This is a genomic window from Streptomyces sedi, assembly GCF_006335015.1.
In the GTDB taxonomy this organism is placed as follows: Bacteria; Actinomycetota; Actinomycetes; order Streptomycetales; family Streptomycetaceae; genus Streptomyces; species Streptomyces sedi.
Map to the genome: position 1 here is coordinate 57,497 of NZ_VDGT01000008.1, position 16,742 is coordinate 74,238.

At 69.9% G+C, this 16,742-nt stretch carries 16 protein-coding genes; 8 read left to right on the forward strand and 8 right to left on the reverse strand.

The window, feature by feature from the left end:
* Positions 1–20 precede the first annotated feature (20 nt).
* From gyrB to dnaA, 6 genes are all read right to left on the reverse strand, one after another.
* Positions 21–2,075, reverse strand: a complete 2,055-nt coding sequence (gyrB, locus tag FH715_RS12545) for a DNA topoisomerase (ATP-hydrolyzing) subunit B (RefSeq protein ID WP_139644524.1) — start codon at positions 2,073–2,075, stop codon at positions 21–23.
* 259 nt (positions 2,076–2,334) lie between these two features.
* Complete coding sequence (locus FH715_RS12550) at positions 2,335–2,904, reverse strand: DciA family protein (protein WP_139644807.1); 570 nt, start codon at positions 2,902–2,904, stop codon at positions 2,335–2,337.
* Between the two features lie 40 nt (positions 2,905–2,944).
* Positions 2,945–4,108, reverse strand: a complete 1,164-nt coding sequence (gene recF, locus FH715_RS12555) for a DNA replication/repair protein RecF (protein ID WP_139644525.1) — start codon at positions 4,106–4,108, stop codon at positions 2,945–2,947.
* Positions 4,109–4,154: 46 nt separating this feature from the next.
* Positions 4,155–5,033 (reverse strand): phosphogluconate dehydrogenase (NAD(+)-dependent, decarboxylating), encoded by an 879-nt coding sequence (gene gnd / locus FH715_RS12560; RefSeq protein WP_139644526.1) that lies wholly within the window; start codon positions 5,031–5,033, stop codon positions 4,155–4,157.
* A gap of 97 nt (positions 5,034–5,130) precedes the next feature.
* A complete protein-coding gene (gene dnaN / locus FH715_RS12565) occupies positions 5,131–6,261 on the reverse strand; it encodes a DNA polymerase III subunit beta (protein ID WP_139644527.1) in 1,131 nt (376 codons plus the stop codon).
* A 971-nt stretch (positions 6,262–7,232) separates the two neighbouring features.
* Positions 7,233–8,996: a chromosomal replication initiator protein DnaA gene (dnaA, locus tag FH715_RS12570; protein ID WP_139644528.1), complete on the reverse strand. Its 1,764-nt coding sequence runs from the start codon at positions 8,994–8,996 to the stop codon at positions 7,233–7,235.
* 393 nt (positions 8,997–9,389) lie between these two features.
* On the opposite strand from dnaA, the gene rpmH reads away from it, so the two are divergent.
* The 8 genes from rpmH to FH715_RS12610 all read left to right on the forward strand — a co-directional run bounded on the left by rpmH (position 9,390) and on the right by FH715_RS12610 (position 15,181).
* Positions 9,390–9,527, forward strand: a complete 138-nt coding sequence (rpmH, locus tag FH715_RS12575; protein WP_097232211.1) for a 50S ribosomal protein L34 — start codon at positions 9,390–9,392, stop codon at positions 9,525–9,527.
* Between the two features lie 25 nt (positions 9,528–9,552).
* Complete coding sequence (rnpA, locus tag FH715_RS12580) at positions 9,553–9,921, forward strand: ribonuclease P protein component (protein ID WP_139644529.1); 369 nt, start codon at positions 9,553–9,555, stop codon at positions 9,919–9,921.
* A complete protein-coding gene (gene yidD, locus FH715_RS12585; RefSeq protein WP_097232213.1) occupies positions 9,918–10,235 on the forward strand; it encodes a membrane protein insertion efficiency factor YidD in 318 nt (105 codons plus the stop codon). The genes rnpA and yidD overlap by 4 nt, the downstream gene beginning before the upstream one ends.
* Positions 10,236–10,247: 12 nt before the next feature.
* The gene (gene yidC / locus FH715_RS12590) at positions 10,248–11,423 is read left to right on the forward strand and encodes a membrane protein insertase YidC (RefSeq protein WP_139644809.1); all 1,176 of its coding nucleotides are present in this window, start codon (positions 10,248–10,250) and stop codon (positions 11,421–11,423) included.
* A gap of 13 nt (positions 11,424–11,436) precedes the next feature.
* The gene (locus tag FH715_RS12595; protein WP_139644530.1) at positions 11,437–11,943 is read left to right on the forward strand and encodes a Jag family protein; all 507 of its coding nucleotides are present in this window, start codon (positions 11,437–11,439) and stop codon (positions 11,941–11,943) included.
* Positions 11,940–12,677: a 16S rRNA (guanine(527)-N(7))-methyltransferase RsmG gene (rsmG, locus tag FH715_RS12600; protein ID WP_139644531.1), complete on the forward strand. Its 738-nt coding sequence runs from the start codon at positions 11,940–11,942 to the stop codon at positions 12,675–12,677. Before FH715_RS12595 ends, rsmG begins: the two co-directional genes overlap by 4 nt.
* A gap of 315 nt (positions 12,678–12,992) precedes the next feature.
* Positions 12,993–14,051 carry a ParA family protein gene (locus FH715_RS12605; RefSeq protein WP_139644532.1) on the forward strand — a complete coding sequence of 353 codons (1,059 nt, stop codon included), beginning with the start codon at positions 12,993–12,995 and terminating at the stop codon, positions 14,049–14,051.
* Positions 14,048–15,181, forward strand: coding sequence for a ParB/RepB/Spo0J family partition protein (locus FH715_RS12610; protein WP_139644533.1), 1,134 nt, complete (start codon positions 14,048–14,050; stop codon positions 15,179–15,181). Before FH715_RS12605 ends, FH715_RS12610 begins: the two co-directional genes overlap by 4 nt.
* Before the next feature lie 85 nt (positions 15,182–15,266).
* Here the strand turns inward: FH715_RS12610 and trxA are convergent, their stop codons facing one another.
* A complete protein-coding gene (gene trxA / locus FH715_RS12615; protein ID WP_139644534.1) occupies positions 15,267–15,596 on the reverse strand; it encodes a thioredoxin in 330 nt (109 codons plus the stop codon).
* A 56-nt stretch (positions 15,597–15,652) separates the two neighbouring features.
* On the reverse strand, positions 15,653–16,621 hold the full coding sequence (gene trxB / locus FH715_RS12620; RefSeq protein WP_139644535.1) for a thioredoxin-disulfide reductase: 969 nt from the start codon (positions 16,619–16,621) through the stop codon (positions 15,653–15,655).
* Positions 16,622–16,742: the final 121 nt, after the last annotated feature.

Here is a 16,742-nt window from a genome sequence, read left to right on the forward strand (position 1 = left end):
GATGGGCCGGATGGCCGGCGTCAGATGTCCAGGAACCGGACGTCCTTGGCGTTGCGCTGGATGAACGAGCGCCTGGCCTCGACGTCCTCGCCCATCAGGATCGAGAAGAGGTCGTCGGCCGCCGCCGCGTCGTCCAGCGTGACCAGGCGCAGCACCCGGTGGGCCATGTCCATGGTGGTGATCCGCAGCTCCTCGGCGTTCATCTCGCCGAGGCCCTTGAACCGCTGGATCGAGTCCTCCTTGATCCGCTTGCCGCGCTCGCGGCCCAGCCGGATCAGGCTGTCGCGCTCGCGGTCGGAGTAGGCGTACTCGAACTCGTCGCGGCCCCACTTGATCTTGTAGAGCGGCGGCTGGGAGAGGTAGACGTGTCCTGCCTCGACCAGCGGGCGCATGAAGCGGAACAGCAGTGTGAGCAGCAGGGTGTTGATGTGCTGCCCGTCGACGTCGGCGTCCGCCATCAGAATGATCTTGTGATAGCGGAGCTTCGAGATGTCGAAGTCCTCGTGGATGCCGGTGCCGAACGCGGAGATCAGCGCCTGGACCTCGGTGTTCTGGAGGACCTTGTCGATCCGGGCCTTCTCCACGTTGAGGATCTTGCCGCGGATCGGGAGGATCGCCTGGTACTGCGGGTCACGGCCGGACTTGGCGCTGCCGCCGGCGGAGTCGCCCTCGACGATGAAGATCTCGCTCTTGGTGGCGTCGTTGGACTGGCAGTCGCTGAGCTTGCCCGGCAGCGAGGCCGTCTCCAGCAGGCCCTTGCGGCGCGTGAGGTCGCGGGCCTTGCGGGCGGCGACGCGGGCGGTGGCGGCCTGGATGCCCTTGCGGATGATGTCCGCGGCCTCGGTCGGGTTCCGGTCGAGCCAGTCGGTGAAGTGCTCGTAGACGATCCGCTGCACGAAGGTCTTGGCCTCCGTGTTGCCCAGCTTGGTCTTGGTCTGGCCCTCGAACTGGGGCTCGCCCAGCTTCACCGAGATGATCGCGGTGAGGCCCTCCCTGATGTCCTCGCCCGCGAGGTTGTCGTCCTTCTCACGCAGCAGCTTCTTCTCCCTGGCGTACTTGTTCACCAGGGCGGTGAGCGCCGCCCGGAAGCCCTCCTCGTGGGTGCCGCCCTCGTGGGTGTGGATGGTGTTGGCGAAGCTGTAGACACCCTCGCTGAACTGGGTGTTCCACTGCATCGCGATCTCCACGGAGATCTTGCGCTCCACGTCCTCGGACTCGATCTCGATCACCGAGGCGTGCACCGGCTCACCCTTGCGGGAGTTGAGGTGGCGCACGAAGTCGGAGATCCCGCCCTCGTAGTGGTAGGCGACCCGGCGCGGCTCGTCGTCGGCCGGGGCTGCCGAGTCGGCGCCCGAGGTCTGCTTGGCCGCGGCGCGCTCGTCGGTGAGGGTGATCGTGAGGCCGCGGTTGAGGAAGGCCATCTCCTGGAAGCGCCGGGAGAGCGTCTCGAAGGAGTAGTCCGTGGTCTCGAAGATGTCGCCGTCGGCCCAGAAGCTGACCGTGGTGCCGGTCTCCTCCGTCTCCTCGTGGCGCGCCAACGGTGCGGTGGGGACGCCCCGCACGTACTCCTGGGTCCACCGGTGGCCGTCGGTCCTGACCTCGACCTCCACCCGGGTGGAGAGCGCGTTGACGACGGAGACGCCGACGCCGTGCAGACCGCCGGAGACGGCGTAGCCGCCGCCCCCGAACTTGCCGCCCGCGTGCAGCACGGTGAGCACGACCTCCAGCGCGGGCTTGCCCTCCGAGGGCACCATGCCCACCGGGATACCGCGCCCGTTGTCGACCACGCGGATGCCGCCGTCGGACAGGATCGTCACGTCGATCCGGTCCGCGTGGCCGGCGAGCGCCTCGTCGACGGAGTTGTCCACGACCTCGGTGACCAGGTGGTGGAGCCCGCGTTCGCCGGTGGACCCGATGTACATGCCCGGCCGCTTACGGACCGCGTCCAACCCCTCCAGCACGGTGATCGCGCTGGCGTCGTAGGAGGGGGGAACGTCCGTCGAATCGGCGGAGGGGGAGGTGTTCTGGTTGGCATCGCCGGAATCGGCCACGAAGCGCCCTTTCTGGCACAGCACAAGCCGGCTCCGACTCTGGGGAGCGGCTGCGTCGTTCGACATGGTCCGCAACGGGGCGGTACTTCTCAGTCTACCGCTAGCGCGAACCGTAACGGCGGTTTGCCGGGCTCTCAGTCCGCATGTGCCGCCCTCAACCCGCCTCCGACGACTCCCCATATGTGACCGGGGCCCCTGATCCGTTCACAACGGCGCTCAGCGCTTCCACCTGTCAACCGCCGGGGACGTGACCGGGATCACTCCCGATGACCCGCGTCCGGCCCTACCCGTAGGTGTCTCCCGGCCCTCTGGACCCGGGAGCGCGCAGCCGTCCCGAGGGCCTCGCGGGGGCCGCCGGCCCCTTCACCTTGATCAACTTCACGGTGCCCTGGCCGAGATCGGCGTTGAGCCGCGCCAGCAGCTGGGGCGCGAGAAGACGCAGCTGGGTGGCCCACGCGGTCGCGTCGCAGCGCACCGCCAGCACCCGGCTCTCCTCGTCGTAGCTCTCCGGGGCGCAGTGCTGCGCCACCTCGGGACCCACCAACTCGGGCCAGCGGCCCAGCACTCCGCCGACCGCCAGCGGCATCTCCCAGCCCCGCTCCTCGGTCAGCCGCGCCACGGCGGCGCCCAGCGGCAACGGGTCACGCCCCCCGGCGCGCGCCCCGGAGCGCAACCCGCCCCTGCGCGCCTCCCGACGCTGCCGCACAAACGCGCCGCGCTCCCGCGCGCGTTCCTTCGCGGCGCGCAACGCGACCCGCGCCAGGTCGACACCGGTGGCCTCCGCCGGCTCGGGCTTCTCGGGGCCCCCCGCGGCGGGCGACTCCCCGCGCGCCGCCTCGCGTTGACCGTCCACAGCCGGTGGACGACCGCCCGCGTCCGGCCGCCGCCCCGGCTCAACCGGCCACGACACGGGTGACCTCCCCCTCGGCGACCTCGAAGCGCGCCCCGGCCAGGATCTCCGGCACGTCCTCCGGCACCGCGGCCGTCACCAGCACCTGCTCGGCGGAGGCGACCAACTCCGCCAACCGGTGGCGCCTGCGGGAGTCCAACTCGGCGAACACGTCGTCCAACACCAGGATCGGCTCGGGCCCCTCCTCGCGCAGCAGCCCGTACGACGCCAGCCGCAACGCCAGCGCCAACGACCAGGACTCGCCGTGGCTGGCGTACCCCTTGGCCGGCAACGAGCCCAGCCGCAGCAGCAGATCGTCCCTGTGCGGCCCGACCAGCGTCACCCCGCGCTCGATCTCCCGCTTCCGCGCCTCGGCCAACGCCCGGGCGAGCAGCGCCACATACCCCTCGCGGTCGTCCGGCCCCGGGCCGGAGGCCGCGCCCTCCCCGGCGTCCTCGCCGTCCGTCGAGGCCCGGTACTCCAGCACCACGGGACCGCCACCCGGCGCGACCTCCTCGTACGCCTTGTCGGCCAACGGCCGCAGCGCCTCCAGCAGCGTCAGCCTCGCCCGCACCAACTCGGCGCCCACCTGGGCCAGATGCTGGTCCCACACGTCCAACGTGGACAGGTCCATGCCACGCCCGCCGTGGCGCCTGGCCATCGCCGCGGACTTCAGCAGTGAGTTCCGCTGCTTCAACACCCGCTCGTACTCGGCGCGCACGCCCCCCAGCCGGGGCGCGCGCGCCGTCACCAGCTCGTCCAGGAACCGCCTGCGCTCCGCCGGGTCCCCCTTGACCAGCCGCAGGTCCTCGGGCGCGAAGAGCACGGTGCGCACGATGCCCAGCAGGTCGCGGGGGCGCACCTGGTTCGACCGGTTGAGCCGGGCGCGGTTGGCGCGGCCCGGGTTCACCTCAAGCTCGACCAGCTGCTGGCGCTCCCCCTCCCGCACCAGCGCGCGCAGCACGGCGCGCTCGGCGCCCATCCGCACCAGGGGCGCGTCGGAGGAGACGCGGTGGCTGCCGAGGGTCGCCAGGTAGCCGACGCCCTCGACCAGGTTGGTCTTGCCCTGGCCGTTGGGCCCGACGAAGCAGGTGACGCCGGGCCCCAGCTCGACCTCGGCCCGGGCGTAGGACCGGAAGTCGGCCAGCGACAGATGTGTCAGATGCACGACGGTGGCCCGACCCTCCCGCTCTCTCCGCCCGCAGGCACGTCCGTTACGAGGAGCTCCGCACGGCGTGACCGCCGAACTGGTTGCGCAGCGCGGCGACCATCTTCATCTGAGGCGAGTCCTCCTGCCGCGAGGAGAACCGCGCGAAGAGCGAGGCGGTGATCGCCGGCAGCGGCACCGCGTGGTCCACCGCGGCCTCGACCGTCCACCGGCCCTCGCCGGAGTCGGCGGCGTAACCGCGCAGCCGCTCCAGGTGCTCGTCGTCGTCGAGCGCGCGCACCGCCAGGTCCAGCAGCCAGGAACGGATCACCGTGCCCTCCTGCCAGGAACGGAAGACCTCGCGTACGTCCGTGACCTCCTCGGCCGCCTCCAGCAACTCCCAGCCCTCGGCGAACGCCTGCATCATCGCGTACTCGATGCCGTTGTGCACCATCTTGGCGAAGTGGCCGGCGCCGACGCTGCCCGCGTGGACCGCGCCCGCCTCGCCCGGGGGCTTCAACGCGTCGAAGACCGGCTGGACGCGGGAGACATGCTCCGCCTCGCCGCCGTACATCAGCGCGTAGCCGTTCTCCAGGCCCCAGACGCCGCCGGAGACACCGCAGTCGACGAAGCCGATCGACTTCGCGGCCAGCTCCTCCGCGTGCCGGGCGTCGTCGGTCCAGCGGGAGTTGCCCCCGTCGACCACCACGTCGCCGGGGGAGAGCAGCTCGCCCAGCTCGTTGACCACCGACTGGGTCGCCTCGCCCGCCGGCACCATCAGCCACACCACGCGGGGCGCGGCCAGCGCGTCCACCATCTCGCGCAGGCTGTGGACATCGGCGCTCTCCGAGTCGGGGGCGTACCCCACGACGGTGTGTCCGGCCCGGCGGATGCGCTCGCGCATGTTGCCGCCCATACGGCCGAGGCCGACGAGACCCAGCTCCATCAGGACTCCTTCGTAGCGTTGTTCCTGAGGCCGAGCCTACGCCCGCCCCCGCGCGCACACCTGCGGGGGCGGGCGCTCAAAAGCGCAGATCAGCGCGTCAGCCGCTGAGGCGGACGGGCATGATCAGGTACTTGTAGGCGTCGTCCGCCTCCGCGTCCACCGCGGGCCGGCCGCTGAGCAGCGCGGGCTTGGTGGAGGTGGTGAACGAGAGCTGGGCGACCGGGGAGTCGATCGCGCTGAGCCCCTCCAGCAGGAAGCCCGGGTTGAACGCGATGGAGATGTCGTCGCCCTCCAGCTGGGCGTCCACCCGCTCCACAGCCTGTGCGTCGTCGCTGGAGCCGGCCTCCAGGATCAGCACGCCCTGCTCGAAGTTGAGCCGGACCGGGGTGTTGCGCTCGGCGACCAGCGAGACGCGCTTGACCGCCTCGACGAACGGCGCGGTCTCGATCACGGCCACCGAGTTGAACTCGGTGGGGAAGAGCGTGCGGTACTTCGGGAGGTCGCCCTCCAGCAGCCGCGTGGTGGTCCGCCGGCCGGCGCCCTCGAAGCCGATCAGGCCCTCGCCCGCGCCGGAGCCGGAGAGCGCCAGGGCGACGGTGTCGCCGCCGCTGAGCGACTTGGCCGTGTCCAGCAGGGTCTTGGCGGGCACCAGGGCGACCGCGGAGATGTCGGCCACCTCGGGCTTCCACAGGAACTCCCGCACCGCGAAGCGGTATCGGTCCGTCGAGGCGAGCGTGACCGTGTCACCCTCGATCTCGACCCGGACGCCGGTGAGGACCGGCAGCGTGTCGTCCCGGCCGGCCGCGATGGCCACCTGGGAGACGGCGGAGGCGAAGACCTCGGCCGACACCGTGCCCGTGGCCGTGGGCATCTGGGGCAGCGCGGGGTACTCCTCGACCGGAAGGGTGTGGAGGGTGAACCGCGAGGAGCCGCAGACCACCGTGACCCGCACGCCGTCGGTGGAGATCTCCACCGGGCGGTTGGGCAGCGAACGGCAGATGTCGGCCAGCAGCCGGCCGGAGACCAGAACCGTCCCCTCGTCCTCCACGTCGACCTCGACGGAGACCCGTGCCGAGACCTCGTAGTCGAAGCCGGAGAGGCTCAGGGCGCCCTCCTCGGCCTTCAGCAGCAGCCCCGCGAGCACCGGCACCGGAGGCCGGGCCGGCAGGCTGCGGGCGGCCCACGCCACCGCCTCCGCGAGCACATCGCGTTCCACCCGGATCTTCACTTCAGCCGCCTCCCGCAGTTGCTGGCCGCTCGTCGCCTTCGACTTCCTGTTGGGCCACCAGTCTGACGCACGGCACTGACAGTAGGTGCTTCGGCGAGTCAAATCGAGGCGCGCCGGGTAGGACCTGCCCGGGCCAGGTTGTGCACAGCCCCCACTTCGAAACGAGTCTCCCGCCTTATAACCGTAGTCGTAGTAGTAGGGCCTGTGGAAACCGTGGATAACTCCGAATCCCCTGGTCAGTGCCGGTTTTTTGTGCACAGGCCCTGTGGGCGGAGCGGTGGATGAAGCAGGCCCTCCTGTGGACGGCGGCGCGTTGTGCACAGGCCATCCCCAGGTCGACCCGAGTTCTGCACAGCTCCGTCCCCAGTTTCGGAGCCCTTACCCACAGGCCCGTCGGCAGCTTCCTGTGACCTGATTCACTCGACCTGGTGAGGCGGCGCGTTAGGTTGCCGAACAGTGGATAAACCTGTGGATTGGCTGTGTACAACTGCCCGTTCCCTGTGGGTAGCTGGCCTCGACCGGTGGACAACGCCGAACGGCCCCGGCGGCCCCCGGCGTTCGTCCACAGGTTGTGGAAGTCCGTACTCCACACATCCACAGGCACCTGACCTGCACAGCTCCCGTTCTCCCGCTCCGCCTGTGGACGGAGTTCTGGACGACACGCCAACCTCACAGGGTGTGGACGGCGACAACTCGCCGAATCTGTGGGAAACCCGCGAGATCACGGTGGTCCAGCTCGCTAATCGAACAGGCCCCGGGAGACGAAGCCTCGGCGACGCCCCGATGAACCGCCGCCTCCTCCCCGCGCGTCGGCACGGAGAGCCACCACGAGACCGGTGCGACGGCCCCGGAGAGCGCGCGGAACCACCGCGCGGGCGGGCGTGGGCGTGCGCGGGTGGAAGGGGGACACATGCGGAAGGGGACGGCGGAACGCGCGCGGGCGCGCCGGAGGGGCGTCGTCAGCCGCCGGGTCAGCCGTTCTTGATGCGGTTGGTCAGCTCGGTGACCTGGTTGTAGATGGAGCGTCGCTCGGCCATCAGCGCCCGGATCTTGCGGTCCGCGTGCATCACCGTGGTGTGGTCACGCCCGCCGAAGTGCTGCCCGATCTTCGGCAGCGAGAGATCGGTCAGTTCCCGACAGAGATACATGGCGATCTGTCGGGCCGTGACCAGGATGCGGCTGCGTGAGGAACCCGCCAGATCCTCGATGGTCAGCCCGAAGTAGTCGGCGACGGCCGAGGTGATGGCGTCCGCCGTGATCTCCGGAGTGGCGTCCTCGCCGCCCGGGATCAGGTCCTTCAGGACGATCTCCGTCAACCCCAGGTCCACCGGCTGCCGGTTGAGGCTCGCGAAGGCGGTGACCCGGATCAGCGCGCCCTCAAGCTCCCTGATGTTGCGGGAGATCCGCGAGGCGATGAACTCCAGCACCTCGGGCGGCGCGTTCAACTGCTCCTGGACGGCCTTCTTCCGCAGGATCGCGATCCTGGTCTCCAGCTCGGGCGGCTGGACGTCCGTGATCAGTCCCCACTCGAAGCGGTTGCGGAGCCGGTCCTCCAGAGTGATCAGCTGCTTGGGCGGACGGTCGGAGGAGAGCACGATCTGCTTGTTGGCGTTGTGCAGGGTGTTGAAGGTGTGGAAGAACTCCTCCTGCGTGGACTCCTTGCTCGCCAGGAACTGCACGTCGTCCACCAGCAGGATGTCCATGTCCCGGTAGCGCTTGCGGAACGCGTCGGCCTTGCCGTCCCGGATCGAGTTGATGAACTCGTTGGTGAACTCCTCCGAGCTGACGTACCGCACCCGGGTGCCCGGGTAGAGGCTGCGGGCGTAGTGACCGATGGCGTGCAGCAGGTGGGTCTTGCCGAGCCCGGACTCGCCGTAGATGAAGAGCGGGTTGTACGCCTTGGCCGGCGCCTCGGCGACCGCGACCGCGGCGGCGTGGGCGAAGCGGTTGGAGGCGCCGATGACGAAGGTGTCGAAGAGGTACTTCGGGTTCAGCCGGGCGGTCGGCTCCCCCGGCCCGGTCGCGGGCGCCGGCTGCGCGGCCAACGGCCCGGGCGCGCCTCCCGCGGGCCCCGGCTGGCCGCCGCCCGCCTCGTAGCGGCCGTAGCGCTGCTGCTCGTTGTAGCGCGGCTCGGCGCCGTACGCGCGTTCGCCGTACCGCTGCTCCTGGTACGACTGCTCGCCGAACTGCCTCTCGCCGTACGTCTGTTCCCGGTAGGAGTCGCCGTAGGAGGAGCCGTCGTACCCCTCCGGCCTGCCGTATGAGGAGTAGTCACCGTGCGGCTGGCGCCAACGCGGGCTCTCCTGCGGCGGCTGGTGCCGCTCCGGGTAGGCGGGCCGCACGTCGGGCAGCGCGTGCCCCTGGTCCCCGTGGTATCCGTCGTCGGCGCGGGGCTCTCCCCGGTGCGCCTGCTGCTCGGGAACGGTGGGGGCGGCCGGCGCGGGCGCGGGCGGCGCGGGGTCGGCGGGCGGCGCGGTCACGGTGATCGCCAGCCGCACCGGCTGCCCGCACTCGCGGCTGAGCGCCTCGCTGATCAGCGGCGCGAGCCGCCCCTCCAGCACGTTCTTCGCGTACTCGTTGGGCACGCCGAGCAACGCGGTCCCGGAGACCAGCGCCAGCGGCTGGCAGTCCTGGAGCCAACGGTGGTCCTTGGACTCCAGCCGTTGGCCGTCCGAGAGCATCGTTGTCAGAGCCCGCGGCCAGACCGCTGCAAGGTCCGCTGGAAGGTCAGCCACGAGGCACGCTCTCTCACTCGCAGGGGTGGCGCAGGGGGTCGTGCTGGGTTGGCGGGCACCTGTGGGTGTGACGCCGGGGGCGATCGGGAAAGATTCGGAGTTCAGCCACGTTAGTCAGCGTGAGGCGCGCGCATCAAGTCGTTGTCCACAGGCTGTGTACAAGGATGCGCCGTCCGAGTTTGACCTGTGGCGCGCTGCGCGCGTACCGTTGCCAGGTCGAGTCGTCGATGGCTGCTGCCGCCTGCCTCCGATGGCCCGCCTCCGACCAGAGGTGTTGAGCGGCTGACTCGGGCGTTGCGATTGCCCTCGCGGGCGCACGGTGACAGCCAGCGACGGTCCACATATGTCTCGGCCTATCCATGCCGGTACACCGAAGATCTCTGGAGTCCCCGAGTGAGCAAGCGCACTTTCCAGCCGAACAACCGGCGCAGGGCCAAGACCCACGGCTTCCGGCTGCGGATGCGGACCCGTGCCGGCCGCGCCATCATGGCCAACCGTCGTGCCAAGGGCCGCGCCCGGCTCTCGGCCTGAGTCTGACGACCACAGGTCCCATGCGGTGCTGCCCTCCGAGAACCGGCTGAGGCGGCGCGAGGAGTTCGCGGCCGCGATGCGGCGAGGCCGAAGGGCCGGCCGCCCGCACCTCGTCGTCCATCTGACCGATGGATCGGACCCGCACGTGGCGGAGGGGACACCCCCTCCGCCACGTGCGGGTTTCGTCGTGAGCAAGGCCGTGGGAAACGCGGTGGCCCGCCACCGCGTGCAACGCCGCCTGCGCCACCTGGTCCGCGCGAGGCTCACCGACCTGCCCGCCGGTAGCCTGGTGGTAGTGCGGGCCCTGCCGGGCGCGGAGCGTGCCGCGTCCGACCAGCTGGCTCGGGAGCTGGACGCCGCACTGGAGCGGCTACTGGGAGGGGTACGCGGATGAAGTACCCGCTGCTGCTGCTGATCAAGCTGTATCAGTGGACGATCAGCCCCCTCCTCGGACCGGTCTGCCGTTACTATCCGTCGTGCTCTCACTACGGGTACGGCGCCATCGACCGGCATGGCGCGCTCAAGGGGACGGCCCTGACCGCCTGGCGCATTCTGCGCTGCAACCCCTGGTCTCCGGGCGGAGTCGATCACGTTCCGCCGCGTAGGCGGCCGGTCTGGCACCAGGCGCTGCGCGACCGCCTGCGGCACCGGCCGCTCAACCCCGCCGCCTCTCCCGGGGGTGCCCCCAACAATGCCCAAGGAGCCTGATCCGTGGACACGATCAATTCGATCCTCAGTCCTCTGTATATCGCCGTCTCGTGGATCGTCGTCCAGTTCCACAGCCTCTACAGCCTGATCTTCCACGAGGACAGCGGTTGGGCATGGGGGCTGTCGATCGTCTCCCTGGTGGTCGTGATCCGGATCGCCCTGATCCCGCTCTTCGTGAAGCAGATCAAGGCCACACGCAACATGCAGGCGCTCCAGCCGCGGATGAAGAAGATCCAGCAGCGCTACAAGAACGACCGGCAGCGTCAGTCCGAAGAGATGATGAAGCTGTACAAGGAGACGGGCACCAACCCGCTCGCCAGCTGCCTCCCGATCCTGGCGCAGTCTCCGTTCTTCATCGCGCTCTTCCAGGTGCTGAACCACATCGCCAGCAACAAGACCGTCGGCGTGCTCAACGCCGACCAGGTGCAGTCCGCCCGTGAGGCGACGATCTTCGGCGCCCCGATCGCGACCCGCTTCATGGACGGCGCCGAGAAGCTCGCCGAGCTGGACGCCTCGCAGGGCACCGTCCGCACCGTCACCATCATCATGATCGTGCTGATGTCGGCGTCGCAGTTCTACACGCAGCGCCAGCTCATGACGAAGAACGTCGACCTCACGGTCAAGTCGCCGTTCATGAGCCAGCAGAAGATCCTGATGTACGTCTTCCCGCTCATGTTCGCCGTCTTCGGTGTGAACTTCCCGGTCGGCGTGCTGATCTACTGGCTGACCACCAACGTCTGGTCGCTGGGTCAGCAGATGTACGTGATCACCAAGAACCCCACGCCCGGCAGCATCGCCTTCGAGCAGCGCCAGGAGCGGCTGCGCAAGAAGGGCAAGCTTCCCAAGGAGGACGAGGCCGAGACGAAGTCGGCCGAGGCCACCAGGACCGTCCGCAACCAGCGCAAGCGTCAGACCCGCTCCCAGCGCCAGAGCCCGGCCGGCCAGCAGCCGAAGAAGCAGGCGGCCTCCCCGACCTCGCTGGAGAAGCCCTCCTCCACCTCCCTGGAGAAGACCGAGTCGGGCGACGCGAGCCAGAACGGCAAGCCCGCGGCGAACGGCAAGCCCTCCTCGAACGGTCAGGCCGGGGCGTCCCAGCGCTCCCAGCCGCAGAAGAAGCAGCGGGGGCAGCAGGGGAAGAAGTCCTCCCAGTCGCGCAAGTCCAAGCCGTCGGCCAAGAGCAAGAAGTAGAGGAGCCCCACCCGTGACGGACACCACCGCAGCCCCCGCCGAGGAGACCGACGAGCTGACCCGCCTGGAGCAGGAGGGCGAGATCGCGGCGGACTACCTGGAGGGGCTGCTGGACATCGCCGACCTGGACGGCGACATCGACATGGACGTCGAGGGCGACCGCGCTTCGGTGTCGATCGTCTCCGAGGGCACCTCCCGCGATCTCCAGAAGCTGGTGGGCAGGGAGGGCGAGGTGATGGAGGCGCTCCAGGAGCTGACGCGGCTCGCGGTGCACCGGGAGACGGGCGAGCGGAGTCGGCTGATGCTGGACGTCTCCGGCTTCCGGGCGCGCAAGCGCGAGAAGCTGACCACGCTGGGCGAGGAGACCGCGCAGCAGGTGAAGGAGACGGGCGAGCCGGTGAAGCTCCAGCCGATGACGCCCTTCGAGCGCAAGGTGGTGCATGACGCGGTGGCGGCGGCCGGGCTGCGCAGCGAGTCCGAGGGCGAGGAGCCGCAGCGCCGCGTGGTCGTTCTGCCGTGAGCCAGGACCGTGCCCCGGGTGCCAGGCCCCCCGAGCCCCCGGAGATCGCGCGAAAGGTGTTCGGCGACCGGCTCGGAGACGCCGTGCGCTACGCCGAACTGCTCGCCGATGTCGGAGTGAGCCGGGGGCTGATCGGGCCCCGCGAGGTGCCCCGGCTCTGGGAGCGTCATCTCCTCAACTGCGCGGTGCTCTCCGAGGTGGTTCCCGAGGAGGTCACGGTCTGCGACGTGGGCTCGGGCGCCGGCCTCCCCGGCATCCCGCTGGCCCTGGTGCGGCCGGACCTCCAGATCACGCTGCTGGAGCCGTTGCTGCGCAGGATCAACTTCCTCAGCGAGGTCGTCGAGCTGCTGGGGCTGGAAGGACAGGTCTCCCTGGTCCGTGGCCGGGCCGAGGAGGTGCTGCCGACCTTCACCCCGGTCCATGTGGTGACGGCCCGCGCGGTCGCGCCGCTCGACCGGCTCGCCGGCTGGGGCGTGCCGTTGCTGAGGCCCTACGGCGAAATGCTGGCCATCAAGGGCGAGACGGCGGAGGAGGAGCTGAAGTCCGCCCGGGGCGCACTGGCGAAGCTGGGCATGGTGCGCAGCTCCGTGCTGCACGCCGGAGTGGGCGTGGTCGACCCGCCGTCCACGGTGGTGCGGGTCGAGGTCGGGGAGAGCCCGGGGGGCGTGCGGTTCGCCGCCAAGCGGGCCAAGGCGGCCCGGCGCGGAGGCTCGTCCCGGCGGCCCCGTCGCTGAACCGCGGTCGCCCGGGGTGCGCCGATTCAGCGGTGCATGTGGGGCGGTGCGGGTCTGACGTTCGTCCGAAGCGACGGTATTACGGGCTAATCCGTCGAGGGCGGAGTGTCCTGCCGGGCCAAGACAGTGAGCCTGGGCATCGTGTTTCACGTGAAACGCCGCTCGCTGCTCCAGGGAATCATCAGCCGTGGGCGCGCGACCGCCGAGCCGCGCGCCCGCCGTCCCCGAACTTCACCCCAAAGTGGGTCGCCCGTATCCACAGGGGGCCCTTCATCCACAGGTAAGCGGTCCTCGCTGGTTCACGACCCCCAGGACATGGCAGGCTTTGACTCCACAGAGGCTGTGCGTGTCGAGGAGAGTGAACCATTGCGGTCCGACGCCAACACTGCTGGGCCGACGGCCGATCCGGTCCCCGGCCCTCGGTCCGAACCGGCGGATGCCCCGGGCGGTGCCGTTGACATCGGGACGGCCGCCCCGCCGCAGGCCGACGGCGCCCCGGTCGCTCGCGCCGCGCAACAGGCCATCGCCGCCATGCATCTCTCCGGCGGTGTCCTTCCCCGGCCGGCCGAGACGCGCATCATGGTGGTCGCCAACCAGAAGGGCGGCGTGGGGAAGACCACCACCACGGTCAACCTCGCGGCCTCCCTCGCCCTCCACGGCGCCCGCGTCCTGGTGATCGACCTCGACCCGCAGGGCAACGCCTCCACCGCGCTCGGCATCGACCACCATGCCGAAGTGCCGTCGATCTACGACGTGTTGGTGGAGAGCAAGCCGCTCTCCGATGTCGTGCAGCCGGTTCGCGACGTGGAGGGGCTGTTCTGCGCGCCCGCCACGATCGACCTCGCCGGCGCCGAGATCGAGCTGGTCTCTCTGGTCGCCAGGGAGAGCAGGCTGCAACGAGCCATCAGCGCCTACGAGCAGCCGCTGGACTATGTGTTGATCGACTGTCCGCCCTCGCTGGGGCTGCTCACGGTCAACGCCTTGGTCGCCGGCGCCGAGGTGGTCATCCCCATCCAGTGCGAGTACTACGCCCTGGAGGGCCTCGGCCAGCTGCTGCGCAACGTGGAGCTGGTCCGCGGCCATCTCAACCCGAGGCTGCATGTGTCGACGATTCTGCTGACCATGTACGACGGCCGGACCCGGCTCGCCTCCCAGGTGGCGGAGGAGGTGCGCAGCCACTTCGGCAACGAGGTACTCCGCACCAACATCCCGCGGTCGGTCCGGATTTCCGAGGCCCCCAGCTATGGCCAGACGGTCCTCACCTATGACCCGGGATCAAGCGGCTCGCTCTCCTACCTGGAGGCGGCCCGGGAGATCGCGTTGCGTGGCGCGATCCCGCAGCAGGAGCAGCACAGCCCGGAGGGGACTCAGTGAGCGATCGACGTAGAGGACTGGGCCGAGGACTGGGCGCGCTGATCCCGGCGGCGCCCCAGAGTTCCGAGGACATCGAGAAGGACAAGGGCAGCGTTGTCTCGCCCAGCGCGGTTCCGCTGTTGACCGCCGAGCGCGGCATCGCGGTGCCGACCGGGCCGGCGGCCGAGCGTGAACGCCGGACCGTTGCCGAGCAGGCGCCCCCGGAGCCGGTCGCCGGCGGGGCGGAGCAGCAGCCCCAGGAGGTCTCGGGGGCGCACTTCGCCGAGCTGCCGCTGGACTCCATCACCTCGAACCCGCGTCAGCCCCGCGAGGTCTTCGACGAGGACGCGCTCTCCGAGCTGGTCACCTCCATCAAGGAGGTGGGTCTGCTGCAGCCGGTGGTGGTGCGCCGGCTCTCCGCGGACCGCTACGAGCTGATCATGGGGGAGCGCCGCTGGCGCGCCTGTCGTGAGGCCGGCCTGGAGGCGATCCCCGCGATCGTCCGGGCGACCGACGACGACAAGATGCTGCTGGACGCGCTCCTGGAGAACCTGCACCGCGCTCAGCTCAACCCGCTCGAAGAGGCAGCGGCCTACGACCAGTTGCTGCGGGACTTCAAGTGCACGCACGACGAGTTGGCCGACCGGATCGGGCGTTCGCGCCCCCAGGTCTCCAACACGCTGCGGCTGCTGAGGCTCTCCCCTGCGGTGCAGCGTCGGGTGGCCGCCGGGGTGCTCTCGGCGGGGCATGCCCGGGCGTTGCTCTCCGTGGAGGACGCGGAGGAGCAGAACAAGCTGGCGCTTCGGATCGTCGCCGAGGGGCTGTCGGTGCGGGCGGTCGAGGAGATCGTCACGCTCCAGAGCGACAGCAAGAAGAGCACGCGCGCGCGTGGCCCTCGGGCCGGCAAGCGCATCGCGCCCGCATTGGACACGTTGGCACACCGGCTCTCGGACCGCTTCGAGACCCGGGTGAAGGTGGACCTGGGGCAGAAGAAGGGGAAGATCGTCGTCGAGTTCGCCTCGATAGAGGATCTGGAGCGCATCCTGGGGCAGTTGGCCCCGGGCGAGGGGCCGGTGCTGGACTCCTCCGCATCCGCCGAGTCCGAGCAGCAGTCCGATGAGGGCGAGGGCGGCTCCTCCTCCGAGAGCTGACCGTCTCGACGTCGCGCATGACGAAGGGGCCGTCGCGTTTCACGTGAAACGCGACGGCCCCTTCGGCCGTTTTCTCGGGGGAGACTCAACCGATGAACTCGTTGAGGTCCCGCTCAAGGGCCGCCTTCGGCTTGGCGCCGACGATGGTCTTGACGATGTCCCCGCCCTTGTAGACGTTCATGGTCGGGATGGAGAGGATGCCGTACCGTGCGGCGATCTCCGGGTTCTCGTCGATGTTGACCTTCACGACGGTCAGCTTCTCCGCGTTCTCGGCGGCGATGGCCTCCAGCGCCGGGGCGACCTGAAGGCAGGGACCGCACCACTGCGCCCAGAAGTCGACCAGCACGGGCTTGTCGCTCTGGAGGACCTTCTCATCGAAGTCGGCGGTGGTGGCGGTGACGGTGGCGCCAGCCATGGTGCATCTCCTTTGTCTGGGAAAAACTTTGGTCGATGGTCTTGGACGTGGGCCGCTCAGACCCGAGCTTCCGACGTCACGGCCGCGGCATCGGCCAGCGCCGCGAGATAGCGTTCGGCGTCCAGCGCCGCCGAGCAGCCGGTGCCGGCGGCGGTGATCGCCTGGCGGTAGGTGTGGTCCACTACATCACCTGCGGCGAAGACCCCGGGGACATTGGTGCGGGTGCTGGGCGCGTCCACCGCGATGTAGCCCTCGTCGTCCAACTCCAGGACGCCCTTGAAGAGTTCGACACGCGGGTCGTGGCCGATCGCCACGAAGAGCCCGCTGACCGGGAGCTCGGACTTCTCGTCGGAGCTGGTGTTCCGCACCACGAGCCCGGAGAGCTTGCCGTCCGTGCCCTGGATCTCCGCGACCTCGCTGTCCCAGAGGAACTCGATCTTCGGGTCGGCGAAGGCCCGCTCCTGCATGGCCTTCGAGGCGCGAAGGGTGTCCCGGCGGTGGATGATGGTGACCTTGCGCGCGAAGCGGCTCAGGAAGGTGGCCTCCTCCATCGCCGTGTCGCCCCCGCCGACCACCGCGATGTCCTGCTCGCGGAAGAAGAAGCCGTCGCAGGTGGCGCAGTAGGAGACACCACGGCCGGAGAGCTCGTCCTCGGAGGGCAGCCCGAGCTTGCGGTGCTGTGAGCCGGTGGTCACGATGATCGCCTTGGCCCGGTGAACGGTGCCCGCGGAGTCGGTGACGCTCTTGATCTCCCCGCTGAGATCGACGGAGACGATGTCGTCGGGGATCAGCTCGGCCCCGAAGCGCTCGGACTGGGCGCGCATGTTGTCCATCAGGTCGGGACCCATGATCCCTTCCTGGAAGCCAGGGAAGTTCTCGACCTCGGTCGTGTTCATGAGTGCGCCGCCCGCGGTGACCGAGCCCTCGAAGACCAGCGGGTTGAGCGAGGCGCGTGCGGTGTAGAGCGCGGCGGTATAGCCCGCAGGTCCGGAGCCGATGATGATCACGTTTCGGACGTCGCTCACGGGTATCTTCCTTGTCTGGTGGTCTCTCACCCGGGACCCCGGCTGGGCCCTCAGTCGCTTAACGGTTCCCAGGGTCCCAGACATTCCCAGCCCGTCGGCCTTCGCGGGGGCGTTCACGCGA